Annotated in this window: 21 protein-coding genes; 9 read left to right on the top strand and 12 right to left on the bottom strand. The window is 73.5% G+C overall.

The window, feature by feature from the left end; translation table 11 throughout:
* Positions 1–97: 97 nt before the first annotated feature.
* The 6 genes from ACZ6NC_RS17495 to ACZ6NC_RS17470 form a co-directional block, all read right to left on the bottom strand.
* A complete protein-coding gene (locus ACZ6NC_RS17495; protein ID WP_465733587.1) occupies positions 98–526 on the bottom strand; it encodes an SHOCT domain-containing protein in 429 nt (142 codons plus the stop codon).
* 112 nt (positions 527–638) lie between these two features.
* Positions 639–1,214: an NUDIX domain-containing protein gene (locus ACZ6NC_RS17490; RefSeq protein WP_465733585.1), complete on the bottom strand. Its 576-nt coding sequence runs from the start codon at positions 1,212–1,214 to the stop codon at positions 639–641.
* Positions 1,215–1,298: 84 nt separating this feature from the next.
* Positions 1,299–2,432 carry a type III polyketide synthase gene (locus ACZ6NC_RS17485; RefSeq protein WP_465733583.1) on the bottom strand — a complete coding sequence of 378 codons (1,134 nt, stop codon included), beginning with the start codon at positions 2,430–2,432 and terminating at the stop codon, positions 1,299–1,301.
* A gap of 100 nt (positions 2,433–2,532) precedes the next feature.
* A complete protein-coding gene (locus tag ACZ6NC_RS17480; protein WP_465733581.1) occupies positions 2,533–3,741 on the bottom strand; it encodes a cytochrome P450 in 1,209 nt (402 codons plus the stop codon).
* A 198-nt stretch (positions 3,742–3,939) separates the two neighbouring features.
* A complete protein-coding gene (locus tag ACZ6NC_RS17475) occupies positions 3,940–4,611 on the bottom strand; it encodes a hypothetical protein (RefSeq protein WP_465733579.1) in 672 nt (223 codons plus the stop codon).
* Positions 4,612–4,659: 48 nt separating this feature from the next.
* Positions 4,660–5,337 (bottom strand): hypothetical protein, encoded by a 678-nt coding sequence (locus tag ACZ6NC_RS17470; protein ID WP_465733577.1) that lies wholly within the window; start codon positions 5,335–5,337, stop codon positions 4,660–4,662.
* Between the two features lie 357 nt (positions 5,338–5,694).
* Here ACZ6NC_RS17470 and ACZ6NC_RS17465 point away from each other — a divergent pair, with 357 nt between their 5' ends.
* From ACZ6NC_RS17465 to ACZ6NC_RS17450, 4 genes are all read left to right on the top strand, one after another.
* A complete protein-coding gene (locus ACZ6NC_RS17465; protein WP_465733575.1) occupies positions 5,695–7,146 on the top strand; it encodes a DUF4331 domain-containing protein in 1,452 nt (483 codons plus the stop codon).
* On the top strand, positions 7,143–8,465 hold the full coding sequence (locus ACZ6NC_RS17460) for a tetratricopeptide repeat protein (RefSeq protein WP_465733573.1): 1,323 nt from the start codon (positions 7,143–7,145) through the stop codon (positions 8,463–8,465). Before ACZ6NC_RS17465 ends, ACZ6NC_RS17460 begins: the two co-directional genes overlap by 4 nt.
* Positions 8,466–8,520: 55 nt before the next feature.
* Positions 8,521–10,020: a nickel transporter gene (locus ACZ6NC_RS17455; protein ID WP_465733571.1), complete on the top strand. Its 1,500-nt coding sequence runs from the start codon at positions 8,521–8,523 to the stop codon at positions 10,018–10,020.
* 179 nt (positions 10,021–10,199) lie between these two features.
* Positions 10,200–10,358: a hypothetical protein gene (locus ACZ6NC_RS17450; RefSeq protein ID WP_465733569.1), complete on the top strand. Its 159-nt coding sequence runs from the start codon at positions 10,200–10,202 to the stop codon at positions 10,356–10,358.
* Between the two features lie 100 nt (positions 10,359–10,458).
* On the opposite strand, the gene ACZ6NC_RS17445 is transcribed toward ACZ6NC_RS17450, so the two are convergent.
* Both ACZ6NC_RS17445 and ACZ6NC_RS17440 read right to left on the bottom strand, forming a co-directional pair.
* On the bottom strand, positions 10,459–11,118 hold the full coding sequence (locus ACZ6NC_RS17445; RefSeq protein WP_465733568.1) for a DUF1062 domain-containing protein: 660 nt from the start codon (positions 11,116–11,118) through the stop codon (positions 10,459–10,461).
* 362 nt (positions 11,119–11,480) lie between these two features.
* Positions 11,481–12,500: an ArsR/SmtB family transcription factor gene (locus ACZ6NC_RS17440; RefSeq protein ID WP_465733566.1), complete on the bottom strand. Its 1,020-nt coding sequence runs from the start codon at positions 12,498–12,500 to the stop codon at positions 11,481–11,483.
* A 654-nt stretch (positions 12,501–13,154) separates the two neighbouring features.
* Between ACZ6NC_RS17440 and ACZ6NC_RS17435 the strand changes: the two genes are divergently transcribed.
* Together ACZ6NC_RS17435 and ACZ6NC_RS17430 are read left to right on the top strand one after the other, a co-directional pair.
* Entirely contained in the window at positions 13,155–13,706 is a 552-nt protein-coding gene (locus ACZ6NC_RS17435; protein WP_465733564.1) for a VanZ family protein, read from the top strand.
* 309 nt (positions 13,707–14,015) lie between these two features.
* Complete coding sequence (locus tag ACZ6NC_RS17430; protein ID WP_465733562.1) at positions 14,016–14,657, top strand: SCO2400 family protein; 642 nt, start codon at positions 14,016–14,018, stop codon at positions 14,655–14,657.
* Between the two features lie 105 nt (positions 14,658–14,762).
* On the opposite strand, the gene ACZ6NC_RS17425 is transcribed toward ACZ6NC_RS17430, so the two are convergent.
* Positions 14,763–15,500 carry an MBL fold metallo-hydrolase gene (locus ACZ6NC_RS17425; protein ID WP_465733560.1) on the bottom strand — a complete coding sequence of 246 codons (738 nt, stop codon included), beginning with the start codon at positions 15,498–15,500 and terminating at the stop codon, positions 14,763–14,765.
* Between the two features lie 39 nt (positions 15,501–15,539).
* Positions 15,540–16,430 carry a phosphatidylinositol-specific phospholipase C gene (locus ACZ6NC_RS17420; protein ID WP_465733558.1) on the bottom strand — a complete coding sequence of 297 codons (891 nt, stop codon included), beginning with the start codon at positions 16,428–16,430 and terminating at the stop codon, positions 15,540–15,542.
* A gap of 229 nt (positions 16,431–16,659) precedes the next feature.
* Here ACZ6NC_RS17420 and ACZ6NC_RS17415 point away from each other — a divergent pair, with 229 nt between their 5' ends.
* Positions 16,660–17,340 (top strand): hypothetical protein, encoded by a 681-nt coding sequence (locus ACZ6NC_RS17415; protein WP_465733556.1) that lies wholly within the window; start codon positions 16,660–16,662, stop codon positions 17,338–17,340.
* On the opposite strand, the gene ACZ6NC_RS17410 is transcribed toward ACZ6NC_RS17415, so the two are convergent.
* The gene (locus ACZ6NC_RS17410) at positions 17,312–18,841 is read right to left on the bottom strand and encodes an SDR family oxidoreductase (protein ID WP_465733554.1); all 1,530 of its coding nucleotides are present in this window, start codon (positions 18,839–18,841) and stop codon (positions 17,312–17,314) included. The genes ACZ6NC_RS17415 and ACZ6NC_RS17410 overlap by 29 nt on opposite strands.
* Positions 18,842–19,065: 224 nt before the next feature.
* On the opposite strand from ACZ6NC_RS17410, the gene ACZ6NC_RS17405 reads away from it, so the two are divergent.
* A complete protein-coding gene (locus ACZ6NC_RS17405; protein WP_465733711.1) occupies positions 19,066–19,716 on the top strand; it encodes a LysE family translocator in 651 nt (216 codons plus the stop codon).
* Positions 19,717–19,751: 35 nt separating this feature from the next.
* On the opposite strand, the gene ACZ6NC_RS17400 is transcribed toward ACZ6NC_RS17405, so the two are convergent.
* Positions 19,752–21,275, bottom strand: a complete 1,524-nt coding sequence (locus ACZ6NC_RS17400) for a carbohydrate binding domain-containing protein (protein ID WP_465733552.1) — start codon at positions 21,273–21,275, stop codon at positions 19,752–19,754.
* Between the two features lie 279 nt (positions 21,276–21,554).
* Here ACZ6NC_RS17400 and ACZ6NC_RS17395 point away from each other — a divergent pair, with 279 nt between their 5' ends.
* Positions 21,555–22,358, top strand: coding sequence for a hypothetical protein (locus tag ACZ6NC_RS17395; protein WP_465733550.1), 804 nt, complete (start codon positions 21,555–21,557; stop codon positions 22,356–22,358).
* Positions 22,359–22,360: the final 2 nt, after the last annotated feature.

The raw sequence follows: 22,360 nt of genomic DNA, 5'->3' as shown, positions 1-22,360 counted from the left end.
AGAGGATGAGGAGAGGGGCGGCGGCGCGGGAGCGCAGGAGGCCGGGGCCGCGCGACCCCCCCCCCCCCCCCCCCCCCCCGACCTGCCGGGAGCGCGGTCAGGCCAGGAGCTTCTCCTTGGCCTTCTGGTACTCCTCCTCGGTGATGGCGCCGGCGGCCTTGAGATCGGCCAGCTTGGCCAGGTCCTCGACGTGGCTGCGGCCTCCGCCCCCGCCGCCCGGGGCCCCGCCGCCCTCGGGTGTGTCGGTGGCGGCGTCACGGATGTATGCCTTGAAGGCGGCCTCGCTCTTCTGGGCCTGGGCGACGTCCCGCTCGCCCATCGATTTGCCACGTGCGATGACGTACACGAGCACGCCGATGAGCGGCACCAGGATCACCAGGATCAGCCAGCCGGCCTTGCCCCAGCCGCTGAGGTCGTGGCTGCGGAAGATGTCCGTGATGATCTTGAAAAGCAGGAAGAACCAGAGGATCCAGAGGAACAGCTCCAGCATCGTCCAGAAGATGTTGAGCAGCGGGTAGTTGTCCATGACGCTCCCGTCGGTGCAGACCCGAGTTCAAACGAGTCATATCACCGCATATCGGACAGTACGCTGCGCTGTTCGGCCATCCCGGTGATCTTCGGCCCCGACAGGCATGGGTTCAGCCCGCGGCCGCGCGCCCCCGCAGCTCCACCGCCAGCCCGACCAGCTCGCCCCACCAGGCCTCGTGGCTGCGGACCAGCAGCCGCTGTGCCTCGGCCGGCTCGACCGCCCGCACCTCGACCACCTGCTCGCCGTCGTCGGGGTTGGTCGGCGTGGAGTCCACCGCCACCTCGGCCCAGCCCCAGAGCCACGCCTTCTCGGGGTGCGGCTGCCACGGCCGGTAGGGCACGGGGTTGTCGGTCACGCAGCGGTGCGCGCCCAGCCAGACCGGCTCGCCGAGCAGGCGGGCGCCGGCCTCCTCCTTGAGCTCCCGGGTCAGGCAGGACGCGATCGACTCGCCGTGCTCGCGGGTGCCGCCCGGCAGGAACCAGTGGTCGCGGTCGTCCCGGCAGAGCACGATGCGCCCGCCGTCGAAGCCCACGAGGTGGATGTTGGTGACGAGTTCGTCCGGCGGCAGCGCGGTGGAGAACTGGGCGTCGAAGCGCCCCCAGGCCCAGTACTGCGGCGCGTGCAACTTCGGGAACCGGGCCGGCAGGTCCGTCAGCCCGCCGGCTCTCTCGGTGGTGTCCGTCATCTACTGATCATAGTCCTCGGGGCTCGGGGCTCGGCCGGTCCGTCAGGCCGCCTGCCGGTGCCGTCATGCCACACCGCCGGTGCGTCAGGTCACCGCCGGCACACCGAACGTCGGCTGCAGGTCGGCGGTGCCGAGGGTGCGCGGGCGGTGCGGGATGGCCGCCTCGATCGGGGCGCCGGCCCAACTGCCCAGCGAGATCTCGGCGGTGATGCCCGGGCCGAAGCCGGCGATCAGGCCGTGGGTGCCGTCGGCGACGGTGCCCTCCGCGAAGAGGCGGGCCAGCGCGTCGAAGACCACCGCGCTGGCGATGTTGCCGCGTTCGGTGAGCGTGGCCCGGCTGAACCGGAAGGCGGCCGGCTCCAGTTCGAGGAAGTGGCAGAGGTCGTCCAGGATGCGCGGGCCGCCGGCGTGCACGATGTAGAAGCCCAGGCCGGAGACGTCCCAGTTGTGGTCGGTGGCGAGCGTGCGCAGGGCCGGGGCCAGCATCTCCATGGTGCCGGGGACGCGCTTGTCGAGCTGGAAGTGGAAGCCGGTGTCCTTCACGCCGTAGGAGATCCAGTCCTCGGTGTGCGGGACGAGGTGCGAGCCGTTGCGCTCGACGTGCACGCCGGTGCCGCCGCGGCCGCGCATCACGGCGGCGGCGATCGCGTCCCCGAACAGGCCGTTGGAGAGCAGCGAGCCGACGCCGAGGTCGGTCGGCTGGTAGCAGAGCGAGCAGAACTCGCAGGCCACGATGAGGACGTTGGCGCCGGGATAGGCGCGGCAGAAGTCGTGCGCGCGGTTGACCGCGGCGCCGCCGGCCGCGCAGCCGAGCTGGGCGATCGGCACCTGCCGGGTGTCGGAGCGGAAGCCCATGGTGTTGATCAGCCAGGCGGTCAGCGAGGGCATCATGAAGCCGGTGCAGGACACGTAGACGATCAGGTCGATGTCCCGGGCGGACAACTCGGCGTACCCGAGGGCGCGTTCGACCACCTCGGGGACGCGGCGCTTGGCCTCGCGCTCGTAGACGGCGTTGCGGGTGGTGAAGCCGGGGTGCCGCAGGGTCTCGTCGATCGGCTGGACCAGGTGCCGGGTCTGCACCCCGGTGTTCTCGATCAGCCGTAGCGCCAGGCCGAGTTGGGGGTGGCCGGCGTGCAGGGTGCGGGCCAGGTCGAGGGTCTGGTCGAGGGTGATGACGTGTTCGGGTACGGCGATGGCGGGACGGCAGAGTGTTGCCATGGGTGTGAGGTCTCCCCTGGTGACCCGCGCGGCCGACGGCCGGCGCGGGCGGTGGCCTACGGGTGCGGTGGACGGGCGCCGGGACAGTGCGGCGGGGAGGTCACCAGGCGACCGGCAGGGTACGGGGGTAGCGCCAGATCGAGCCGGTCTGCCAGTCCAGCTCGGCGGCCGGCACGGCCAGCCGGAGCCCGGGGAAGCGGGCCAGCAGCGTGCCGATGGCGACCTGGAGCTCCATCCGGGCCAGGTGGGCGCCGGCGCAGTGGTGGGTGCCGTAGCCGAAGGTCATGTGGTTGGCCGTGCCGCGGTCGAGGTCCAGCTCGTCGGGGCGTTCGAACATCGCCGGGTCGCGGTTGGCGGCCAGGTAGGAGACGTGCACGGCCTCGCCCGCCCTGATCAGTACGCCTCCGAGCTCGACGTCCTCGGTGGCGACCCGGGCGATGCCGACGCCCTGGCGGAACGGGATGAAGCGCAGCAGCTCCTCCAGGGCGCGCGGCAGCGTCTCCGGCTGGGCCCGCAGCTTGGCGAGCTGCTCGGGGTGGGTGAGCAGGGTGTAGGTGATGTTGCCGAGCTGGTAGGTGCTGGTGTCGTGGCCGGTGACCAGCAGGACCATGGCCATCACGGCGAGCTCCTGGTCGTCCAGCAGCTCCTCGTCGTCCCGTGCGGTGGCGAGCGCGCTGATCAAGTCCTCGCCGGGGTCGCGGCGGCGGGCGGCGGTCAGCTCGGAGAAGTAGGCGCGCAGGGCGGCCTTGGCGCGCACCTGGCCGTCGCCGCTGCCGGGGCCCATCGCCATCATCGCGACGGCGTTCCCGCGCAGCTCGGCGCGGTCCTGCTCGGGGATGTCGAGCATCTCGCAGATGGTGGTGAGCGGGAGCCGGTCGGAGAGGTGGTGGACGAGGTCGGCGGGGGAGCCGTGCTCCTCCATCGCGTCCAGGAGGCCGTCGACGATCCGTTGCGTCTTCGGGCGCATCCGTTCGACCTGGCGGTTGGTGAAGCCCTTGGCGACCAGCCTGCGCAGCCGGTTGTGGGCGGGCGGGTCCATCAGGTTGATCGCCTCGACCTGGGCGATCGGGGCGGGCGTCATCCGGGGGAGGTCCCGGCCGATGCCGGCCGCGCGGCTGAACCGGCGGTCGGTCGTGACGATGCGGACGTCCTCGTACCGGGTGGCCAGCCAGGCCTCGCCCTCGCCGTGTGGCAGCCGGATTCTGGCGATCCGCTCCTCGGTGAGCAGCAGTTGCTTGAGGAGGGGGTCGAACTCCAGGCCTTCGGTGTGGTTGAAGGGGCAGTCCCACACGGGGGCGGAGGTAGTCACGGGCTGATCCAAGTGGCCGGAGTCGGTACCGCCCGGACGTTGGTTCGTTCGGGCGCGGACGTGCTGATGTTCCCCCATCGGGCGGCCGAAATCCTGATACGGCGGATTGTTCGCTCGATCGAGCGAGATAGCTGATTGTCATGCGATATTGGCGAGTTGGGGCCGGGCCCGCCCCCGGGAGGACGGGCCCGGGGTGGGTCAGCCGGCGGGGACGTAGTCGAAGCGCGGGGTGAGGGTGCCGAGGACGCTGCCGGAGCGCGGGCCGGGGCGGCCGGCGTACCGGCCGATCAGGTCGGTGGTGTCCTGGGTGATGTGGAACGGCAGCCGCTCCAGCTTGAAGCCGGTGAAGGTCGGGCGGCCGCTCGCGATCACCTCGCCGTAACTGGTGTCCGCCACCGGGAACTCGGGTGACACCTCGACGCCGTCCACCTTGAGGCCCGAGGACCAGAGCGGGGTGGGCATCACGCGGATGTACGTCGGGACCAGGGTGAAGTCGTGGCCGGAGCCGGGGTGGTGGAGGGTGATGCCGCCCGGGTAGAAGATCCGGCCCTTCTCGTCCAGGTGGTCCCCGGCGGTCGAACCGATCGGCATCTCGAAGCCGTTGCCGTCCGCGTCCATCCTGAACGGCTCGATCGCGGTGACGGTGACGTGCTCGTCGGCGATCCACTTCCTGGTCTCCTCGCTCATCGCGAGGTGGGCGCTGCCCCAGGGGGAGATGTAGACACCGGTCGCGCGGGTGGTGGCGCCGGCGTCGGCGGAGGCGGCGGCCTGCGGAGCGGCCGAGGCGGTGGTGGTGGTCGCGAACGCGGCGGGGGCGAGCAGGGCGGTGGCGGCGGCCAGGACGGCGAGCCGGTGCAGGGTGCGGCGCATGGTGGGTTCCTCGGAAATCGGCAACGGAATAAGGGAGTCGGGGAGTGGTCAGGCCGGGAGGTAGCGGAACTCGCCGGAGAGGACGCCGAGCTCCTCGCCGGCCTTGAACCCGGTGCCGAGTGCGCGGTTCAGTCCGTCCGCGCCGAGCTGGGTGAGGGTCAGCGGCACCTTGGCGGTCTTCACGGCCACCTTGGCCGGGTCGAGGCCCCAGCCGCCGCCACCGATCGCCGCGCCGGGCAGCGTGTAGGTGACGAAGAGCTGCTCGCGGGTGCTCTTCTCGCCGTTGATCACCGGATAGGCGGAGAGCCCCTGGGTCGGGAAGAACCGCAGCCAGAAGTCGTCGGCGGTCCAACTCCCCCTGGTCTCGGTGTTGGTGAACGTCCAGCCGCCCTGGTAGTAGACCCGGCCGAACTCGATCAGGTCGATGGACGAGCCGGCCGTGGAGCCGATCGCGCTGGTCAGCCCGGAGTCCTCGGGCAGCCTGGTGACGGGCGCCAGCGGGGTCACGGTGACGTGGTGGGCGTCCAGTGTCGCCTTGAAGCCGGGGTTCCAGGCGACCTGGGCGTCGCCCCACGGCGAGACGTACGGGCCCGGGGCGGTGACGGCGGCCGGGGAGAGGGTGGCCGGCCCGGCGGCGGGGGTTGGGGCGGCGCCGACGGACGGCGCGCCGACCGCGGTGACGGTGGCGGCGGCCAGCAGGGCGGCCAGGGCGTGACGGATCTTCATGCTGATCTTCTGCTCCTTCGGGACGGGATCAGTGGGGTGGGGAATATGGGATGACGAACCGTCAAAAGCCTTGGCACACCGACTGGTCGGAAATGCGTTCGGCTGCGAAGGGTTCGTGATCAACAGGGATCGTAGGTGCACGGATGTGCTCGAACCCGCCACTTTCCCTCTCGCGGGGGAAAACCCGAACACGTCCGGGTGAGGACGCCGCCCCGAGGTCGAACCAAGATCGCTTGGCGGCCTAGGTTGAGCGGCGGCCCCTCGCTGTCGGCCCCGCTCTGCCCTCGTTTCTGCTTCCCGCTTCCCGCTTCCCCTTCTCCCCTCAACTCCCCCTCCCCCGGACTCCTGGAGAGCCCTGTGCGGAACCCGAACCCCTCGCGACGCGGCTTCCTCGCCGCCGCGACCACCCTGCTGACCGCCGCCTCGCTCGGTGGCCCGCTGCTCGGCACCGGCCGGGCCGGCGGTCACTTCGACGCGCCGTCCGTCGCCCTCGACCAGCCCGCCAACCTCACCGACGTCTACGCCTTCACCAGCCCCGACGCGCCGGACACCGTCACCCTGATCGCCGACGTGCAGTCCGCCCAACTCCCCGGCGCCGCACCACTGAACTACCCGTTCGCCACCCGCGCCCGGTACGAGATCCACGTCGACGCCACCGGCGACGGCGTCCCCGACCTCACCTACCGCTGGACCTTCCGCACCGAGGACCGCCGCCCCTTCGGCACGGGCCCGATCGCCGTCTCGCCGGTCCGTTCGCTGCGCGACCCCGGCCTGCTCCTCCGCCAGCGCTACACCCTGGAACGGATCCGACCCGGCCGCGCCCCCGAGACGCTGCTCGCCGACGGCACCGCCGCGCCCACCCACACCGGCCTCGCCCTGATGCCCGACTACCGCTCCCTGCGAACCGAGGCCACCCGCGGCCTCCCCGGCGGCGGCCGCACCGTCGCCACCCAGACCGCCGAGTCGTTCATCGCCGACATCCGGGTCTTCGGCCTCTTCGTGCTCGGCACCGTCGGCCCCGTCCCCGGCGCCCTGCCCGGCACCAACCCGCTCTCCGCCGTCAACGTGAGCAGCCTGATCCTCCAGGTACCCAAGAGCGAACTCGCCCTGAACGGCGACCCGCAGCGCAACCCCGTCGTCGGCGTCTGGGCCACCGTCTCCCGCGAGGGCGCCGACCTCGCCCGCGACCTGCGCGCCCAGGACGCCGTCTACCGACAGGTGGCCCGGCTCGGCAACCCGCACATCTGCTTCGCCCTCTGGGGCTCCTCCGCCGCCAACGCCACCCCCGGCGGCCCCGAGGACCGCTTCAACGCCCGCGCCGCCGCGGACGACCACAAGGACCAGGCGTTCCTCGACGCCACGCTCAACCCGGTGCCGCCGCAACGGATCCAGGCCGCCCAGGGGTACACGGCCCCGCCCGGCCCGCGCGAGGACATCCGCGCCCTCTTCCTCGGCGGCATCGGCCGCGACAACGGCGCGCGGTTCGGCTTCGACCTCAACACCCAGGCGGTGAACGCCGACGCCGACCCGCGCGCGCTGGTCTGGGCCGATGAACTGCGGCTCAACCTCGCCACCCCGGTCAGCAGTTCGCCCGACCCGGACGGCGTCCTCGGCGGCGACCTCCAGGGCTGGCCGAACGGCCGCCGCCCCAACGACATCATCGACCCGCCGCTGCTGCGGATGCTGGAGGGCGAGCCCTGGAACGGCCGCTCCGCCGCCGGACTGCTCCCGCCGCCCGCCTTCGACTGGCAGCCGAAGCCGGCCACAGCGGTCTTCCCGTACCTCAACCTCCCGCACGCCGGGCCGTGACGGGCAGGGTGGGGCGGGCCGCGCGGTCGGGCCTGCGGCCGGCGCTGCGGTTCCTGGCAGCCGGGGCCGTCGTGCTGGCCTGCGCGGGCGGGCTGCTCGCACTCGGGCCGCAGCCGGCGGCGCCGGGCGGGCCCGCCACCCGTGGGCCGGTATCGGCGCTGCCGCCACCGGACCGGCTGGCGGCGGCCCTCCTGGTCACCGAACAGCGACCGCAGGACCCTTCCGGCTGGGCCGAGTTGGCGCTCGCCCGGCTCGACCGGGCCCGCCTCACCCTGGACGCCGCCGACCTCGCGGCCGCCGAACGGGCACTCGACCGCTCCATCGCGCTGCGGCCCGAACGCAACTACGAGGCGGTGGTCGGGGCGGGACAACTGGCCGCCGCCCGACACGACTTCGCCCGGGCGAAGGATTCCGCACAGGCGGCGACGGCGATGGCCCCCGACCGGCCCGCCGGGTACGCCGTCCTCGCCGACGCCCAGATCCAGCTCGGCGACTACGCCGCCGCGACCGCGGCGGCCCAACGCCTGCTCGACCTCGCCCCGACCGTCGCCGGCTACACCCGTGCCGCCTACGACCTGGAGACCCACGGGCGTGCCGAGGAGGCCCGACTGGCCCTCGAACGCGCCCTGGAGACCGCGAGCACACCCGGCGACCAGGCCTTCTGCGAACACCGGCTGGGCGATCTCGCCTGGGAGGCCGGGCAGTCGGACGCCGCCGAGCGGCACTACCGGCGCGCGCTGGCCGCCGCTCCGGCCGACCAGAACGGGGAGGCCGGCCTAGCCCGGGTGCTCGCCGCACGGGGCGAGGTGGACGAGGCGGCGCGACGGTACCGGGCGCTGTCCACCCGGGCGCCGGTACCGCAGTTCCTACTGGAGGAGGCGGAGTTGCTGCTCGCGGCCGGTCGCCCCGCCGAGGTGCCGCTGAGCGCGCTCGCGGCCGAGGCCCGGCTCCTCCAGGCCTCCTCCAGTGGGGGACCGGTCGATCCGCACCTCGCCCTCTATCTCGCCGACCACGGCGACGCCGGTACCGCCGTCACCCTGCTGCGCGGCGAATGGGCCGCCCGGCACAGCGTGCTGGTCGCCGACGCGCTCGGTTGGGCCCTGCACCGCGCCGGCCGGGACGAGGAGGCCGTCGGCTACCTCCGCGAGGCCGCCCGGACCGGCTGGCACAGCGCCCCGCTGGACTACCACCTCGGTGCCGTGGAACACGCGCTCGGCCTCCCCGAGGCGCCCGACCACCTGCGCAACGCCCTCGCCCGCAACCCGCAGTTCTCCCCGTGGCACGCACCCCTGGCGGCGGCGCTGCTGGCGGATCGGTGACCCGTCTCTCCCCGCCCTCCGCCCCGGCACCCGCGCCGCCCTCCGAAGGACACGTATGACCCGCCCACCCGCCGCTCACACCGCGCTCGCGGCGGCGCTGCTCGCCCTGCCCCTCCTCCTCGCGGCCGCGCCCGCCGCGCAGGCACACCCGCTCGGGAACTTCACCGTCAACCGGTACGACGGCCTGCGGCTGCTGCCCGACCGGATCGAGGACACGGCCGTCGTCGACACCGCCGAGATCCCCACCGCCCAGGAACAACCGGCCACCGACACCGACCACGACGGCCGCATCAGCGACGCCGAGGCGGCCGGCCGGGCCGCCGCCCGCTGCGCCGAACTCGCCCGGACCGCACGGGGAACGGTGGACGGAACGGCGGTGTCCTGGGAGGTGGGCGCCGCCGCGCTGGAGTACCGGCCCGGCGCCGCCGACCTGCCCACCGCCCGGCTCAGCTGCACCCTCCGCGCGTCCGCCGAGCTCGGCCGGCCGGCCGCCGTCGCCTTCGACTCGGGCGCGGACCGGGGCCGGGTGGGCTGGAAGGAGGTCAGCGCGAGCGGCGACCACGTCCGGCTCGCCGCCTCCGACGTCCCGGCGGCCAGCGTCAGCGACGAACTGCGCAGCTACCCGGAGGAGTTGGCGCAGCAGCCGCCCGCCGTGGTGTCGGCGGCACTGCGGACCGAGCCGTCGGACGAGGGAGCCGCCGCCCTACCCGCGCACTCCGGGCGTCCCGGGGCGGCACCACCGCTCGCCGGTGAACCCGTCCTCTTCCCCGCGCTCGAACGGCGGCTGGCCTCGCTCGCCACCACCAGCGACCTCACCGTCCCGGTCGGTCTGCTCGCCCTCGCCCTCGCCCTGCTCCTCGGCGCCGGCCACGCCGCGCTGCCCGGCCACGCCAAACTCGCCGTCGCCGCCTGCCTGGCCCGCCGCCGGGGCGGCGTCCGGGCCGCCCTCGCGGTGGGGGCCACGGTGACCGCCACCCACACGGCGGGCGTGCTGGTCACCGGCCTGGTGCTGACGGCCTCGATGACCCTGGTCGGCGAACACCTGCTGGGCTGGCTCGGCGCGGCGGGCGGCGCGCTGATCGCGGCGATCGGCGTCGGGCTGGTGGTCACGGCGGTCCGCACGCTCTCGGGGCACGGCCACTCCCACCATCACCATGACCACCATCACCACTCCCACGACGGCGAGGGCCACCACGACAGGGGCCATCACGGCGAGGGACACCATCACCACCACGGCAGGCTCCCGCTGCTCGGCATCGGCCTGGCCGGCGGCCTCGTCCCCAGCCCCTCCGCCCTGGTCATCCTGCTCGGCGCGGTCGCCCTCGGCCGGACGGCCTTCGGCGTACTCCTCGTCCTCGGCTACGGCCTCGGCATGGCCCTCGCCCTCACCGCCGCCGGCCTCCTCCTCTCCGGCACCACCACCCGCCTGGCCGCCCTCGGTGCGGACCGCCTGCCGGGCCTTCGGAAGTACGCGCCCTACGGCAGCCTGGTGACGGCGGTGGTGGTGCTCGCGGTGGGCGTCGGTCTGGCGTTGCGGAGCGTGGCGTCGGTGTGAGGGGCGGGGCGGCGGTACCCGGTCCGGGCCTGGCCCTCGGCGGTGTGGCGGTGCTCGGCCGGCTCCCCGGAGCGAAGCCCGCCGGGCAAGCCCTAGATGATCGATTCCAAGAGGTTCAGCGGTCTGAGCAGGGTGAATTCGCCGAGACCACCGCCGACGCGGACGGTAGCGTGTTCCGGGTGGACCGCACCTCGCTGCGCTTCCTCGACGTCGAACCGCTCAACGCCCTCCTCGCCGAGGCCGGCTTCGAGGTGCAGGCCCAGTACGGCGACCCCGGCCACGGGCCGATCGGCGCGAACAGCAGCCAGATCATCACCATCGCCCGCCGCCGCACCTGAGCCACACGTTGCCGGGTGCGTCCGGACCGTTCCGGACGCACCCGGATCCACAAGCCGCAGTCGGCTGATCGCAGCTGCGATCAACTGCGATCAGCCGCGATCAGCGCTCGGCCGCCAGCACCAGCGTGTCCTGGCGTACCTGCCGGGCGACCGGGTGCGGGGCTTCCACCAGGCGGCCGGGGCCGGCCGGAGCAGCCCCGGCAACGGTGAACTCGAAGTCCTGGTGCACCTTGCCGTCCACGGGCACCGGTAGCTGCACGCGCCCGGCCGCGACCAGGCGGCGTATCCCGCTGCGGCTGAGCCCGAGGCCGAGCATCAGCAGCCGCTCCAGCCGGACCGGTACGGGCAGTTCGAAGGCCACCCGGACCGTGAGCGGACCCGGCCCGTCGAGCGCTGGGCTGGGCGTGTCGGTCTCCAGCGCCCAGGTACCGGCCCAGTCCAGGTGGTAGCCGTTCTTCGTGGCGAGCGACGCGCTCATCGCCAACTCACGGACCATCGCCGGTGAGTTGGCCTCGTACGCCTCCCGCCGGGCGGGCTTGAGCGCCGAGACGTGCACGCGCTCGTGGACCGGCGCCTTCGAGGTCCGGTCACAGCCGTCGCAGCTCAGCAGCAGCCAGACGTCGAGCAGCTTGCCGTTCGCGTTGACCCGGATCTTGCCGGAGGGGTGGTGCCGCGCGCTGGAGCAGTCAGGGCAGCGGCGGACGATGGTGGGCAGGCCGGACTGGCGCACGGCCCACTGGGCCTTGCGGTCGATATGCATGATGATGGGTTGCTTTCATGGCTGAGCGGGAGCTCTCGCGGCCCAGGGCCGCGGCTCCCAGCATCTGGAAAATGCACACGCGGGCGCGATCGACCGCTACGGCAGCCGGGTACTCAGGCTCCGAGGTCGTGCGCGCGACTGGTTCAGTTGTCGGTACGTGGCATCTCACAGGTCCATGCGGGCAATAGTGATCTAGCCCGCAGCCTGCGGCAACCGGTTTTTCCACCGGGCTAGATGATCTGGTGATTGTCGGCTTGGCCGGAAACCGGACGGCGCAGGACTGGATCATCAGCGGCGCGGGAGTCCCGGCCGCACCCTGACCGCCTACGACCATTGATGCCCGACGCCCTGGAATCGATCATCTAGGCGGGGGCCTGCCGCCCCGGAGGGCGGGCGGTGGTGGTGCGGTTGAGCAGGTCGGTGCCGAGCGGCGTGATCGTGTGCAGAACGGCGCCGCCGCGGCGCTGGGTGGTGATGAGGTTGGCGTTGCGCAGCACGGTGGCGTGCTGGCTGGCGGAGGCGGCCGAGACGTTGAGCCGGTGGGCCAGTTCGGTGGTGGTGGTGCAGCTCGCCGCGACCGCGTCCAGGGCGGCGGCCCTGGTCCGGCCGAGCAGGGCGGTGAGCGAGTGGCGTCCGGAGCCGTCCACCTCCTCGCCCCACAGCGAGGCGGCGGTCAGCACGTCGCGGACGGTCGGGATGGCGAGGGTGAGCGGCGCCTGAAGGTCCTGCTCGTCGGTGAGCAGCACGGGAGGGTCGGGGAGGAAGACCACCGGGGCCAGTACCAGCCCCCGGCCTTCGAGCCGGACGTCGTTGTCCCTGGGGTAGTCGACCTCCAGGACCGGGGCCCGCCAGCGGATCCGCTGCGGGTGGGCGGTGGCCAGCAGCAGTTCGACGCCGCCGTCCAGCAGGGTGCGCGCGTAGTCGGCCCGGACGGCGTCCAGGTGGGTGCGCAGCCGGCTCCAGTGCGGGCCGACGGTGAGGTCGTGGCAGGCCGCCAGCGAGTCCGCCAGCAGGCGGCGGGCGGACAGGTCGCCCTGCAGCAGGGCGGTGTGCCAGCGCGGGTCGGTGCGGGCGGTGGCGGTCCCGGCGATCTCCAGCCGGAAGGTCCGGTCGGGGGTGCCGAGCAGCTGGTCGATCCCGCCCTCGACCGTGGTGTCCCGCTTGGTGAGCGTGCCGAGGTCCAGGTGGGGGCTGAGCGAGGCCAGCGGTCGGAGCTCCTCGCCGATCCTCCGGGAGAACCGCCGGCGCCAGGGCCGGAACTGCGGGCAGCCGCCCGGGCCGGTGAGCTGGTGCAGGCCGAGGAAGGCCTCGGTGAGGGGGCCGAGCGTCGGCGCGACCCGGACCCGGGCGAGATCATCGGCGGTGAAGTGGATGCGGAGCAACGGCCCTCCCCAGCGGTTGCGTTGAGTCTCCCGCAGGCTGCGCACCGCGTCCAGCAGGGGCTTTAGGCGAGCGCTGAAACCCTTGGCCGAGGGCCCGGTCGGGCGGCCAGGATGGGTCCGACGCCGGTGCCCGGTACGGGGGTCCGGGCACCGGCCCGGTTCGTGCGCCGGGTCGTGGCCGATACCGGCCACGACCCGTGCGGCCGTCAACGCGACTGTGGCGCAACGGATATGGCATGCACGCCACTAGGCAACCGGTCGGTAGCCGCCCTACCGTCGAGCATCAGCACACCCCGCGCCGCCGTCACCATCGTCCGGGACAGGGCCGCCGGCATCCCGCGCATCACCGGTACCACCCGCTACGGAACCGAGTTCGGCGCGGAAATACGTCGGCGCCCAGGGCCGACTCTGGGTGAACCGGCGCCGCCCTGGCGGACCTGCGGGCCGAGGACGTGCTGCCCGAGCTGCTGAGGGTGATCCGCAGCGCCCCGGGGACCGACCCCAAGAGCACCTGGCAGAACCGCCCGACCTACCAGCAGGTGGTGCAGTTCTCCGCCCACCGCTGAGTGCGCTCCGGCGCCCGGTGCTCCGCCCTCCTTCCCTTCTAGCGGCGGGCGGAGAACCGGGCGGGCGTTCGACGGCGTCCGTTCTGGCGTGATCAAAGCTGTCCTCGGCACGATGCCGATGTTCTGGCCCGGGCTGCTCTGCTCGCTGGTGCCGGCCGCGCTGCTCAACCGGCCGGTGGGGCGGCTGCTGCGGGCGCACTGGGCGGTGGCGTTCGTGCTGCTGCTCGGACTGGGCGGGCTGGTGACGCTCTCGCTGCTCCCCGACACACAGGGCCCGTTCTGGGAGTACTCCCGCTTCGCCGTCCGGCACTGCACCCTCGACGGCGCGCGGCTGCGCCCGCCCGGCGAGTGGATCACATCCCGGCAGGCCGACCTCGACATCCTGGTGTTCCTGCCGATCGGCCTCGCCGCCGCCCTCGCCGGGACGAAGCCCCGGGTGGCGGCCGTCCTGGTGGGCGCGGCGGTACTGCCGTTCGCGGTCGAGTTCGCCCAGTACGCGGTGCCCGCGCTCGGGCGGGCCTGCGACCTGCAGGACGTCTGCGACAACCTGCTCGGCCTCGCCCTCGGCGCGGCGCTCGGCCTGCTTGCCGGCCCGTTCGCCCGGGCGGGCGCCCGTTCGCTGCGGGAGGGCCGCGCCTGACCGCCGACGGCTGCCGGTGCGGGAAGGAGGGCAGGCGAGAGGAAGGCAGCGGAGAGGAGGCCACCGCACAGGAGGGCAGGCGAGAGGAAGGCACCGCGGAGGAAGGCAGCGGTGGCGGTGGGCACGTTCGGCCGGGCCGGCCTGGCAGAAGTGCACTCTGCGGGGCGCAATCTTTGCAGAAGCGCCACAGAAGGGTCTGGAACCCTCACAGTCGGGATGCCTAGGCTCCGCATGCGCACGACGGTGTGCGCGGAGCCGGCCGACGACAACCGGCGTGTGCCGGCCGCCCCGGCAGCACGGGAAGATCACATGGACTACTGCGCACCCTGCCGCCGCCACCTGAACGGCGCCCTGGCCTGCCCCGGTTGCGGCACGCCCGCGGCGACCCCGGACCCGCCGGCGGACACCCTCGTCATCCCGCGTCCGGCACCCGGGCCGTCGCCCCTGCCGTCCGACGGGCCTCCCGGGCGGGCCGCCTCCCGGCGCGCTCCCCGGCGGGCCGGCCGCCGGCCGGGCGTGCTGGTGCTCTCGGTCGTCGGCCTGGCCGTCGCGGGGCTCGGCGCGGCGGCCCTGGCCGCGAACGGCTCGGAGGACGCGCCGCCCGCACCCGATGCGGGCCGGCCGGTCACGGTGGACTCGCGAAGCGGCCAGGCCACGGACCCTGCCACGCCCACCGCCGCACCGAGCGCGACCAGGGCCCCGGCCACGCCGACCACCCAGCGCAGCGGCTCCAGCCCCACCCCCTCGGCCAAACACAGCACACCGGCCGCACCGACGGCCACCCGCGCTCCGGACCCGGACCCGGGCCCGGCCACGCCCGCCCCACCGTCGCCGCCGAGCACCGCCCCGTCCACCGCTCCACAGCCCTCGACGGCCGTCCCACGGCCCTCGGCCACCCCGACACCGAAGCCGACGCCCAGCTGCACGCCGTTCCTGTTCTGGTGCAACTAGGGCTGGCGGTAGCGCCCGATCGGGCGGCCATGACCTCACATGGACGTGTGGTCGCAGGGTGGGCCCGTGCCCGCCGGGGCGGCCGACCGCGTGGTCCGCAGCCGCCTAGAGCGTGACCACCAGCCCTTCTTCGGCCGCGAGGACCTCACCGGCGAAGGTGTCCCGGGCCTCGGCGACCGAGCGGCCGCGGTCGCTGCCCGGCCAGAAGTGGGTGAGCATCAGGCGTCCGGCTCCCGCCCGGGCCGCCCAGGCGCCGGCCGTCGTGGCGCTCATCAGGTGGGGGTCGTCGCCGTCGGGCGCGGTGCCCTGCAGGGTGGCCCCGGCGATGAACAGATCGGCATCCGCTGCCAGTCGGGCGAGCGCCTCGTCCGGACCGGCGTCGCCGCTGTAGGCGAGCCTCAGGCCGGGGGCGGTCAACCGCACGCCGGCGTGCGGGACATGGTGCGGCAGCAGCGCCGCGTCGAGGTTGAAGGGGCCCACCCGGTGGCTCCCCGGGAGGTCGTGCACGTCGAAGACCTCGCGCAGGTCCTCGGTCGGTTCCATCGCCTGGACCCGTCCGACGACCCCCGGCGGGCAGTACAGCGGCAGGCGGGGTCCGCGCGGTTGCGCGAAGTAGCGGGCGCGGCAGAGGGCGCTGAGGTCGGCGCAGTGGTCGGGGTGTTCGTGGGTGACGACCACCGCGTCGACGTCCCCGGCGGGCGTGTGCTCCAGCAGCCGGGGGAGCGTCGCGTAGCCGAGGTCCAGCACGAGGCGGAACCCGTCGTACTCCAGCAGGAAGCCGCTGGCACCCCGCCCGGCCTCCGGCCAGGCCCCGCACGTTCCCAGCACCGTCAGTCTGCGCATCAGGTGATGCTCTCATGCGGCCGGGCGGGGCCGGCCGGGTCAGGCGCCGAAGTTCAGCGCGTACAGGGAGCGCACGGGATCGGCGGTGACGAAGTCCATGGGGACGGTGCCCAGCACCGGCCGGGCGGAACGGTCGAGGCCGCCGAGGTAGCCGCGCAGTCTGGGGCTGATCGCGTCGGCGGCCTGGCGCGGCCAGAGGCCCCAGCCGGAGCTGGAGGTGAAGGTGAGGAAGAGCCGTTGCGGGTCGGTGGCGGCGCGGGCGGCGTCGAGGTGGGCGGAAACCTCGGGCCACTTGCGGGAGTTGAGGTCGAAGATGGTGCCGATGTCGTAGTCGTCCTCGATGTCGGTGTGCGAGCCGCCCCATCGCAGGCCGGGCAGGCCGGAGTTGTCGGCGAGCAGGACGACCCGGCCGCGGACCTCGCCCAGGCGCGGGATCCGGTCCTCGGTCCAGAACAGGCCCGGCCACCGCCGCTGGTAGTCGGCGAAGAGGGTGCCGAACTCGGCGTCGGAGACGGTGGAGTACTCCTGCTTGACCCGCATCACCAGGGTCTCGGCGGGGTGTGCGGCGAGGAAGGCCTGGCACTGGTTGAGGACGTCGCCGAAGAAGATCCGCTGGAAGACGGGGCCGTGGTGGATCGCGAACACGCCGTCGATGAAGCGGCAGCGGATGTCGAGGAAGCGGATGCCGATGGCCAACTGATCGGGAACCGACAGTGTTTGGGTCTGCGTCAGGCCGCCTCCGTACAGCGAGCAGGTGTCGTGCGTGCCGGGGAGGGTGAGCCGCGCGAGGGAGGCCTGCGGATCGACGGCGCCCAGCCAGTCGGCCCCGCCCGGGACGGTGGCCGCCGAGGCGTGCGGCGTGCCCACCCCCAGCCCGGCGGTGGCGAGGGCGCCCAGCAGGGCGGTGCGGCCGAAGGTGCGCCTGCTCATCGGTGTACGGGTGCTCAAGGACACGGCGTGGTACCCCCGTTGGGTGTGGTGGGGCGGGAGGAGCGAGTGGCATGCTCATTGTCGGGACGCCGGCCCGCTTTGCCCAGGGGTGTGGACGGTGGAACCGGCACCCCGCGGGCACTCGTCCGGATGAATGCCGAGTCCGGGGCCGACCGACGGGAGCGTGATGGACCGCAGAACGGTGGGCAGGATACGGGTCGGAGTGGGCGTGCTCGGGCTGACGGGGACGGCGGTCTGCCTGGCCGTCGGCGTCTGGCCGACCGCCGACGGCGGCAGCCCGCTCTCCCGGGACGGCTGGATCCTCTGCGGGATCTTCTTCGCCGTCTCGGTGCTCGGCCATCCCAGGATGCGGTGGAGCGGCCCCGGCTGGCTCTACGGGACGGCCTACCTCGCACTGCTCGGCGTCGCGATCTGCGTCGGCAGCGTCCACGCGGGACTGCGCCGGAGCGGCATCCAGGACCGCACCACCCGGCCGGTGACGGCCACCCTGACCAAGTGCGACCAGATCCACCGGAGCGGGGACGGCCCGGACACCGGTCCCTTCCGCTGCCTCTACAGCTGGACCCTCGACGACCGGCAGTACCAGGAGACCCGGAGCACCATCGAGCCGCACCGGGACGGCGACCGCGTCCGCCTCTGGGTCGATCCGGAGAACGGCCAGACGGACGAGCACGACGCGAAGCGGCCGGTGATGATGTTCGCCCTGGCCGCCGTCACCGGCCTGCTCGTGCTCGGCTACCTGGTCCTGGTGGGTCGTGCCCTGGCGGCGGCCCGGCGCCGCCGGAGGCGGGCGGAGCAGCGGATGGCCGAGCGGGCCGCCCGGCGTACGGCCCGGCCGGGGGCTCGGGGTGCGAGTGAGGTCACCACGCCGCCTCGCGATAGTCCTTGAGGAAGACGCCCGACAGCGGCGCGCCCGCCTCGCCGCGGACGATCGGGTCGTAGACGCGGGCGGCGCCGTCGACGATGTCGAGCGGGGTGCGGAAGCCCTCGGCGGCGATCCGGGCCTTCTTGGGGGCCGGGTTCTCGTCGGTGATCCAGCCGGTGTCGACGGCGCACATGTGAACGCCCTGGCCGGCGAGCTCCTCGGCGCTGGTGCGGGTGAGCATGTTGAGGGCGGCCTTGGCCATGTTGGTGTGCGGGTGGCCGGCGGTCTTGTTGCGGACGGCGAACCGGCCCTCCACCGCGGTGACGTTGACGACGTAGCGCCGGGGGTGCGGGGAGGTGAGGAGCAGCGGGAGCAGCCGGTCGCAGAGCAGCGCGGGGGCGAGGGCGTTGACCAGCTGGGTCTCCAGAACCTCGCCGGGGTCGAGGCTGCCGAGCCGGGCGGACCAGGAGTTGGCCGGCGCGAGATCGGGCAGCAGGCCGGCCTCGTCGGCCAGCTCGGGCCGTACGTCGGCCGTCAACCCCGAGGGGGACACGTCGAGTTCGGCGGCGGGCCAGGCCGGGGAGAGGGCCGGCATCGGCCGGAACCCGGGCGCGTGCGTCACCGCGGCGGCGGAGGCGGCGGGCAGTGCGGCCCGCTCGCCGGCGGCCAGCAGCGCGTAGGAGTCGGGCGGGCGGCGCAGGGTCTGCGCGGCGTTGTTCACCAGGATGTCCAACGGGCGCCCGTCGGCGCGCAGTTGTCCGGTGAGGCCGAGTACCTGACGCGGGTCGCGCAGGTCGATGCCGACCACGGTGAGGCGGCTCCACCAGTCGGCGGAGCCCGGCGCGGCGCGGAAGCGGCGGACGGTGTCGTGCGGGAAGCGGCTGGTGACGATGAGCTCGGCGCCGTCGCGCAGCATCATCAGCGCGAGCTGGAAGCCGATCTTCACCCGGCCGCCGGTGAGCAGCGCGCGGCGGCCGCGTAGGTCGGTGGCGAGGGCGCGGCGGGCGGTGTTGTCGGCGGCGCAGGCCGGGCAGAGCAGGTGGTAGAAGGCGTCCACCTGGCGGTAGGGCTGTTTGCAGACGTAGCACCGGCGGCCGAGCCGGAGCTCGCCGAGCGGGGCCGTGGCCGGAGCCGTGGCCGGGTCCCAGGCCAGCGGCGCGTCCTCGCGGCGGTCGCGGGCCCCGGTGGCGGTGGCGGCGAGCAGGTCGGCGTCGGCCTGCCGGGCCTCGTCCTTGCGGCTCTGGCGGCGGCGCTTGCGGCTCTCGCGGACGAAGGACTCCAGCTGGCGCTCGGCGTGCATGCGGATCCGGTTGCCGGCGGGCAGGGCGCGCAGGCGTCCGAGGGTGCGGCTGAAGGCGGCCAGTTCCTCCGTGGTGACCTCGCCGGCTGTGGTGCACTCGTCGGCGGCGGTGACCTCGCCGGCTGTGGTGCACTCGTCGGCGGCGGTGACCTCGCCGGCTGTGGTGCACTCGTCGGCGGCGGTGACCTCGTCGGTCGTGGTGTGCTCGTCGCTCCGGACCGCCATGTCCGTCCCCCTTGTGCGCTGTGCTGCGGTGCCTCGGTGGTCCCGGCCGGATCGAACCGGCGTGCCCGATTCTGCAGATCGGTGCGCCTGCCTCCGCGCTCCACCCGGGCAGTGCGAGGGACTGTACCGGCTGCGCCGGAGGAGTGAGATCACATTATTCGTAGGATGAGGGCCTTGATCGCGGCGGGACGTGCCGCGAGCACGACGGGGAACGGGTGAGCATGATGGTGAGTCTCGGCGCGATAGCCGGAATCGCGATGGTGGAGCTGGGAATGGTGCTGTCCCCGGGGCCGAACATGATCTACCTGGTCTCCCGCTCGGTCGCCCAGGGCCGCCGGGCCGGGCTCATCTCGCTGGCGGGCGTCTTCGTCGGGTTTCTGACGTACCTGTTCGCGGCGACGGCGGGTATCGCGACGGTGTTCGCGCTGGTGCCGGAGATCTACCTGGCGATCAAGTTCGCCGGCGCCGGCTACCTGCTCTGGCTGGCCTGGAAGGCCGTCCGCCCGGGTGGCAGTTCGGCCTTCGCACCGACGGAGCTGGCCCCCGACCGGCCGGGCCGGCTCTTCGGCATGGGCCTGCTGACCTGCCTGCTGAACCCCAAGATCGCGATCCTCTACATCTCGCTGCTGCCGCAGTTCGTCCAGCCGGAGCGCGGCCACGTCGCCGTCCAGAGCCTGCTGCTGGGCCTGACGCAGATCGCGGTCGGGATGGCCGGAAACGCGGTGTTCGTGCTGACGGCCGGTTCGGTGTCCTCGTTCTTCTCCCGCCGCCCGCTCTGGCAGCGGGTGCACCGCTACCTGATGGGGACCGCGATGGCGGCCTTCGCGGTGCGGATCGCGGCCGACCGCTCGCGGGTGGTGCTGGCGACCCCCTGACCCTTCGACGGGCAGGGGGCCGCCGGCACCACGGCTCAGCCGCCGTACTGGGCGAAGATCTTCGCGAACTCGTACGGCTGCTGCGGGATGTTGGTGCACTTGAACAGCGCGCCGGTGCAGGCGTTGGCGTCCCGGGTGGCGTCCCAGAAGGCAAGCTCGCCGAGGTGGTGCTGCTTGGCGAAGGCGACCAGCTGCTGGGCGTCCGCCTGGTTGTAGATCTGGTGGTCGTCGTTCTCGCCGATCATCGGCGTGACCCCGACCATGGCCCAGAGCTGCGCGTCGCTCTTCGCCGGGTACAGCGTCTTGAGCTGCCCGTACAGCGACTGCGCCGCCTGGACGGCCGCGTCGCCGTAGTCGGCGCCGCTGCGGTAGTAGTCCATCGCCATGATGTTCACCAGGTCGACGGCCACGCCTGCGTCCCGGGCGGACTTCACGATCGCGACGCCCTCGGTGGTCAGGCCCTCGGGCAGCACCGGCAGGGTGAACGAGACCCTGAGGCCCGGGTTGGCCTTCTGCAGCTTGGCGAGCGCGGCCGAACGGCGGTCGTTGGCGACGGTGTCGGCGATCGCGGCGCCCTCGATGTCGAAGTCGACGTAGCGCAGGTTGTAGGCCTTCACCACGGCGTCGTACTCGGCGAACAGCGAGTCCACCGTGGTGCAGGCGGCGGCGAGTTCGGTGCCGCTGGCGCCGCCGAAGGATACCTTGACGTCGCCGCCGGCCGCCCGGAGCGCGTCCACCTGGTCCTTGGCCCAGCCGGTGCGCGGGTCGTAGGCGTTGAACCAGCTGGCCTTGCAGCCGACGCCGGTGACGAAGCCCATGGTGAAGGACTTCAGGTTGCCGGCCTGGGCCATCGCGGGCAGGGACGGGGTGGGCCAGGCGCCCATGTCGATGTAGGGGGCCACCGGGACGGCGACGTTCGGCGGTGGCGTGGTGGGCGTGCCCGTGGCGGTCGGCGACGCCGTCGGGCCGGTCGAAGTCGGCGGCGGGGTGGACGGGTTGCCGTCGGGGCCGGTGAGCGTGACGTCGTCGGCCAGGTAGGCGCCCTGCCCGTACCAGCCGTGCAGGTAGACGGTGACGCTGGTGGTGGCCGCGCCGGTGGTGAAGGTGGTGGAGAGCTGCTGCCAGTTGGCGCCGCCGGGCGTCCAGACGGCCGGGTCGGTGACCCCGCTGCCGGTGGCGCCGAGGTAGACGTACTGGCCCTGCACCCAGGCGCTCAGCGTGTACTTGGTGTTGGGCTGCACGGCGACGGTCTGGCCGCACTGCGCGGTGTCGCTGCTCCCCACGGCGCCCTTCAGTGCGTACGAGCCGCTGTGTGCACCCGAGTTGACGGTCGAGCCGGTGCCGCCGGAACAGCTCCAGGGGGCGGGCGAGCCGCTCTCGAAGCCGGCGTTGGCGAGCAGGTTGCCGTCGGCCGCGCCGGCGTTGCCGGCGAGGGTGGCGAGCCCGCCGGCGGCGAGTGCGGTGGCGGCGGCGAGGCTGAGCAGCTTGGCCCGGCCGGCGGGACGGCGGTGCCGGTTGGCGGTGTCGGGCGCGGAGGTGTCGTGGGGCGCGCGTGGCATGGGGGTGCCTCTCGGGACGGCGCCCGGCCGCCGCCCGCCGCGGTGGGGAGCGCGGGCGGGCGACCGTGGGCGGTGGGGGGGTGTCCGGTGTGGGGGAGGTGCGCGGTACTGGGCACCAACGTGGACTAGACCAGCTGTGCACGTCAAGAACTTCCGAGGCATCAAAGGTCCGCCAGGGAACGGCTTACGCGTGGTTTAAGGAAAGCCCGGGGGCGGCCCGGATGCCGGCCGGGGCAAAGGAAGATCATCCGATGGCCCGGCTGTGGTAGGACCATCGCCATGATCTCCACAGTCGGCGCCGGGTGGCGCCACCGCATCACGCTCGACGGCTACCGGGGCCCGCTGGTCCTCGCGGCGGCGATCGCGTTCGCCGTCGCCGTGCCGAAGACGCTCCTCGACATGTTCTACCTGCTGCCGCTGCTGTTCCTGTGCGGGATCTACAACATCGGGTCTGCCTACCCGGTATTCGTGTTCACGGTGCTGGCCCTGCCGATCGGCATACCGGCCGTGCTGCTGTGGACCAGGCGTGAGCGGTTGGCCCCGCCGGGCAACTCCGCCCTGCTGGGCGGGGTGCTGATCGCGGTGGCGGCGATGTTCGCGTTCAGCGGGCCGGCGGTCGACTGGGACATGCTGGGCCTGGCCGTCACCGCGGCGATCGCGCTCGCCGTGCTCTGGCCGGCCCGTCAGTTCTTCACCGACCCGGTGGAGCTGGGGCGCCCGAAGGGTGCCTGGCGCTGGGCGGTTCTCCCGTTGCTGCCGGCCGCCGCGGTCGGGCTCGTCTCCGCCCAGGTGCCGCAGCAGGCCCGGTTCCAGCTCAGCCGCCCGGCCATGACCTCCTTCGCGGAGCGGACGCTCGCCGACGGCGTGGCCCACGCGCCGAAGAGCGGCTGGATCGGCGGCTACCGGGCGACCGACGTGCAGGCGGTCGGCAGCGGCCTGCGCTTCGCCGTCGCCGGCGCCGGCCTGTTCGAGGTCGCCGGCTACGCCTACCTCCCGGACGGCCCGCCCGCCGAGCGGCACGGCGACACCTACACCCACCGCTCCGGCGCCTGGTACACGTGGACGGACAACGGCGACTTCTGACT

Source organism: Kitasatospora sp. NPDC041988, assembly GCF_055588525.1.
The sequence above is the reverse complement of the archived record's forward strand: the minus strand, read 5'-3'. Positions and strand labels throughout refer to the sequence as shown.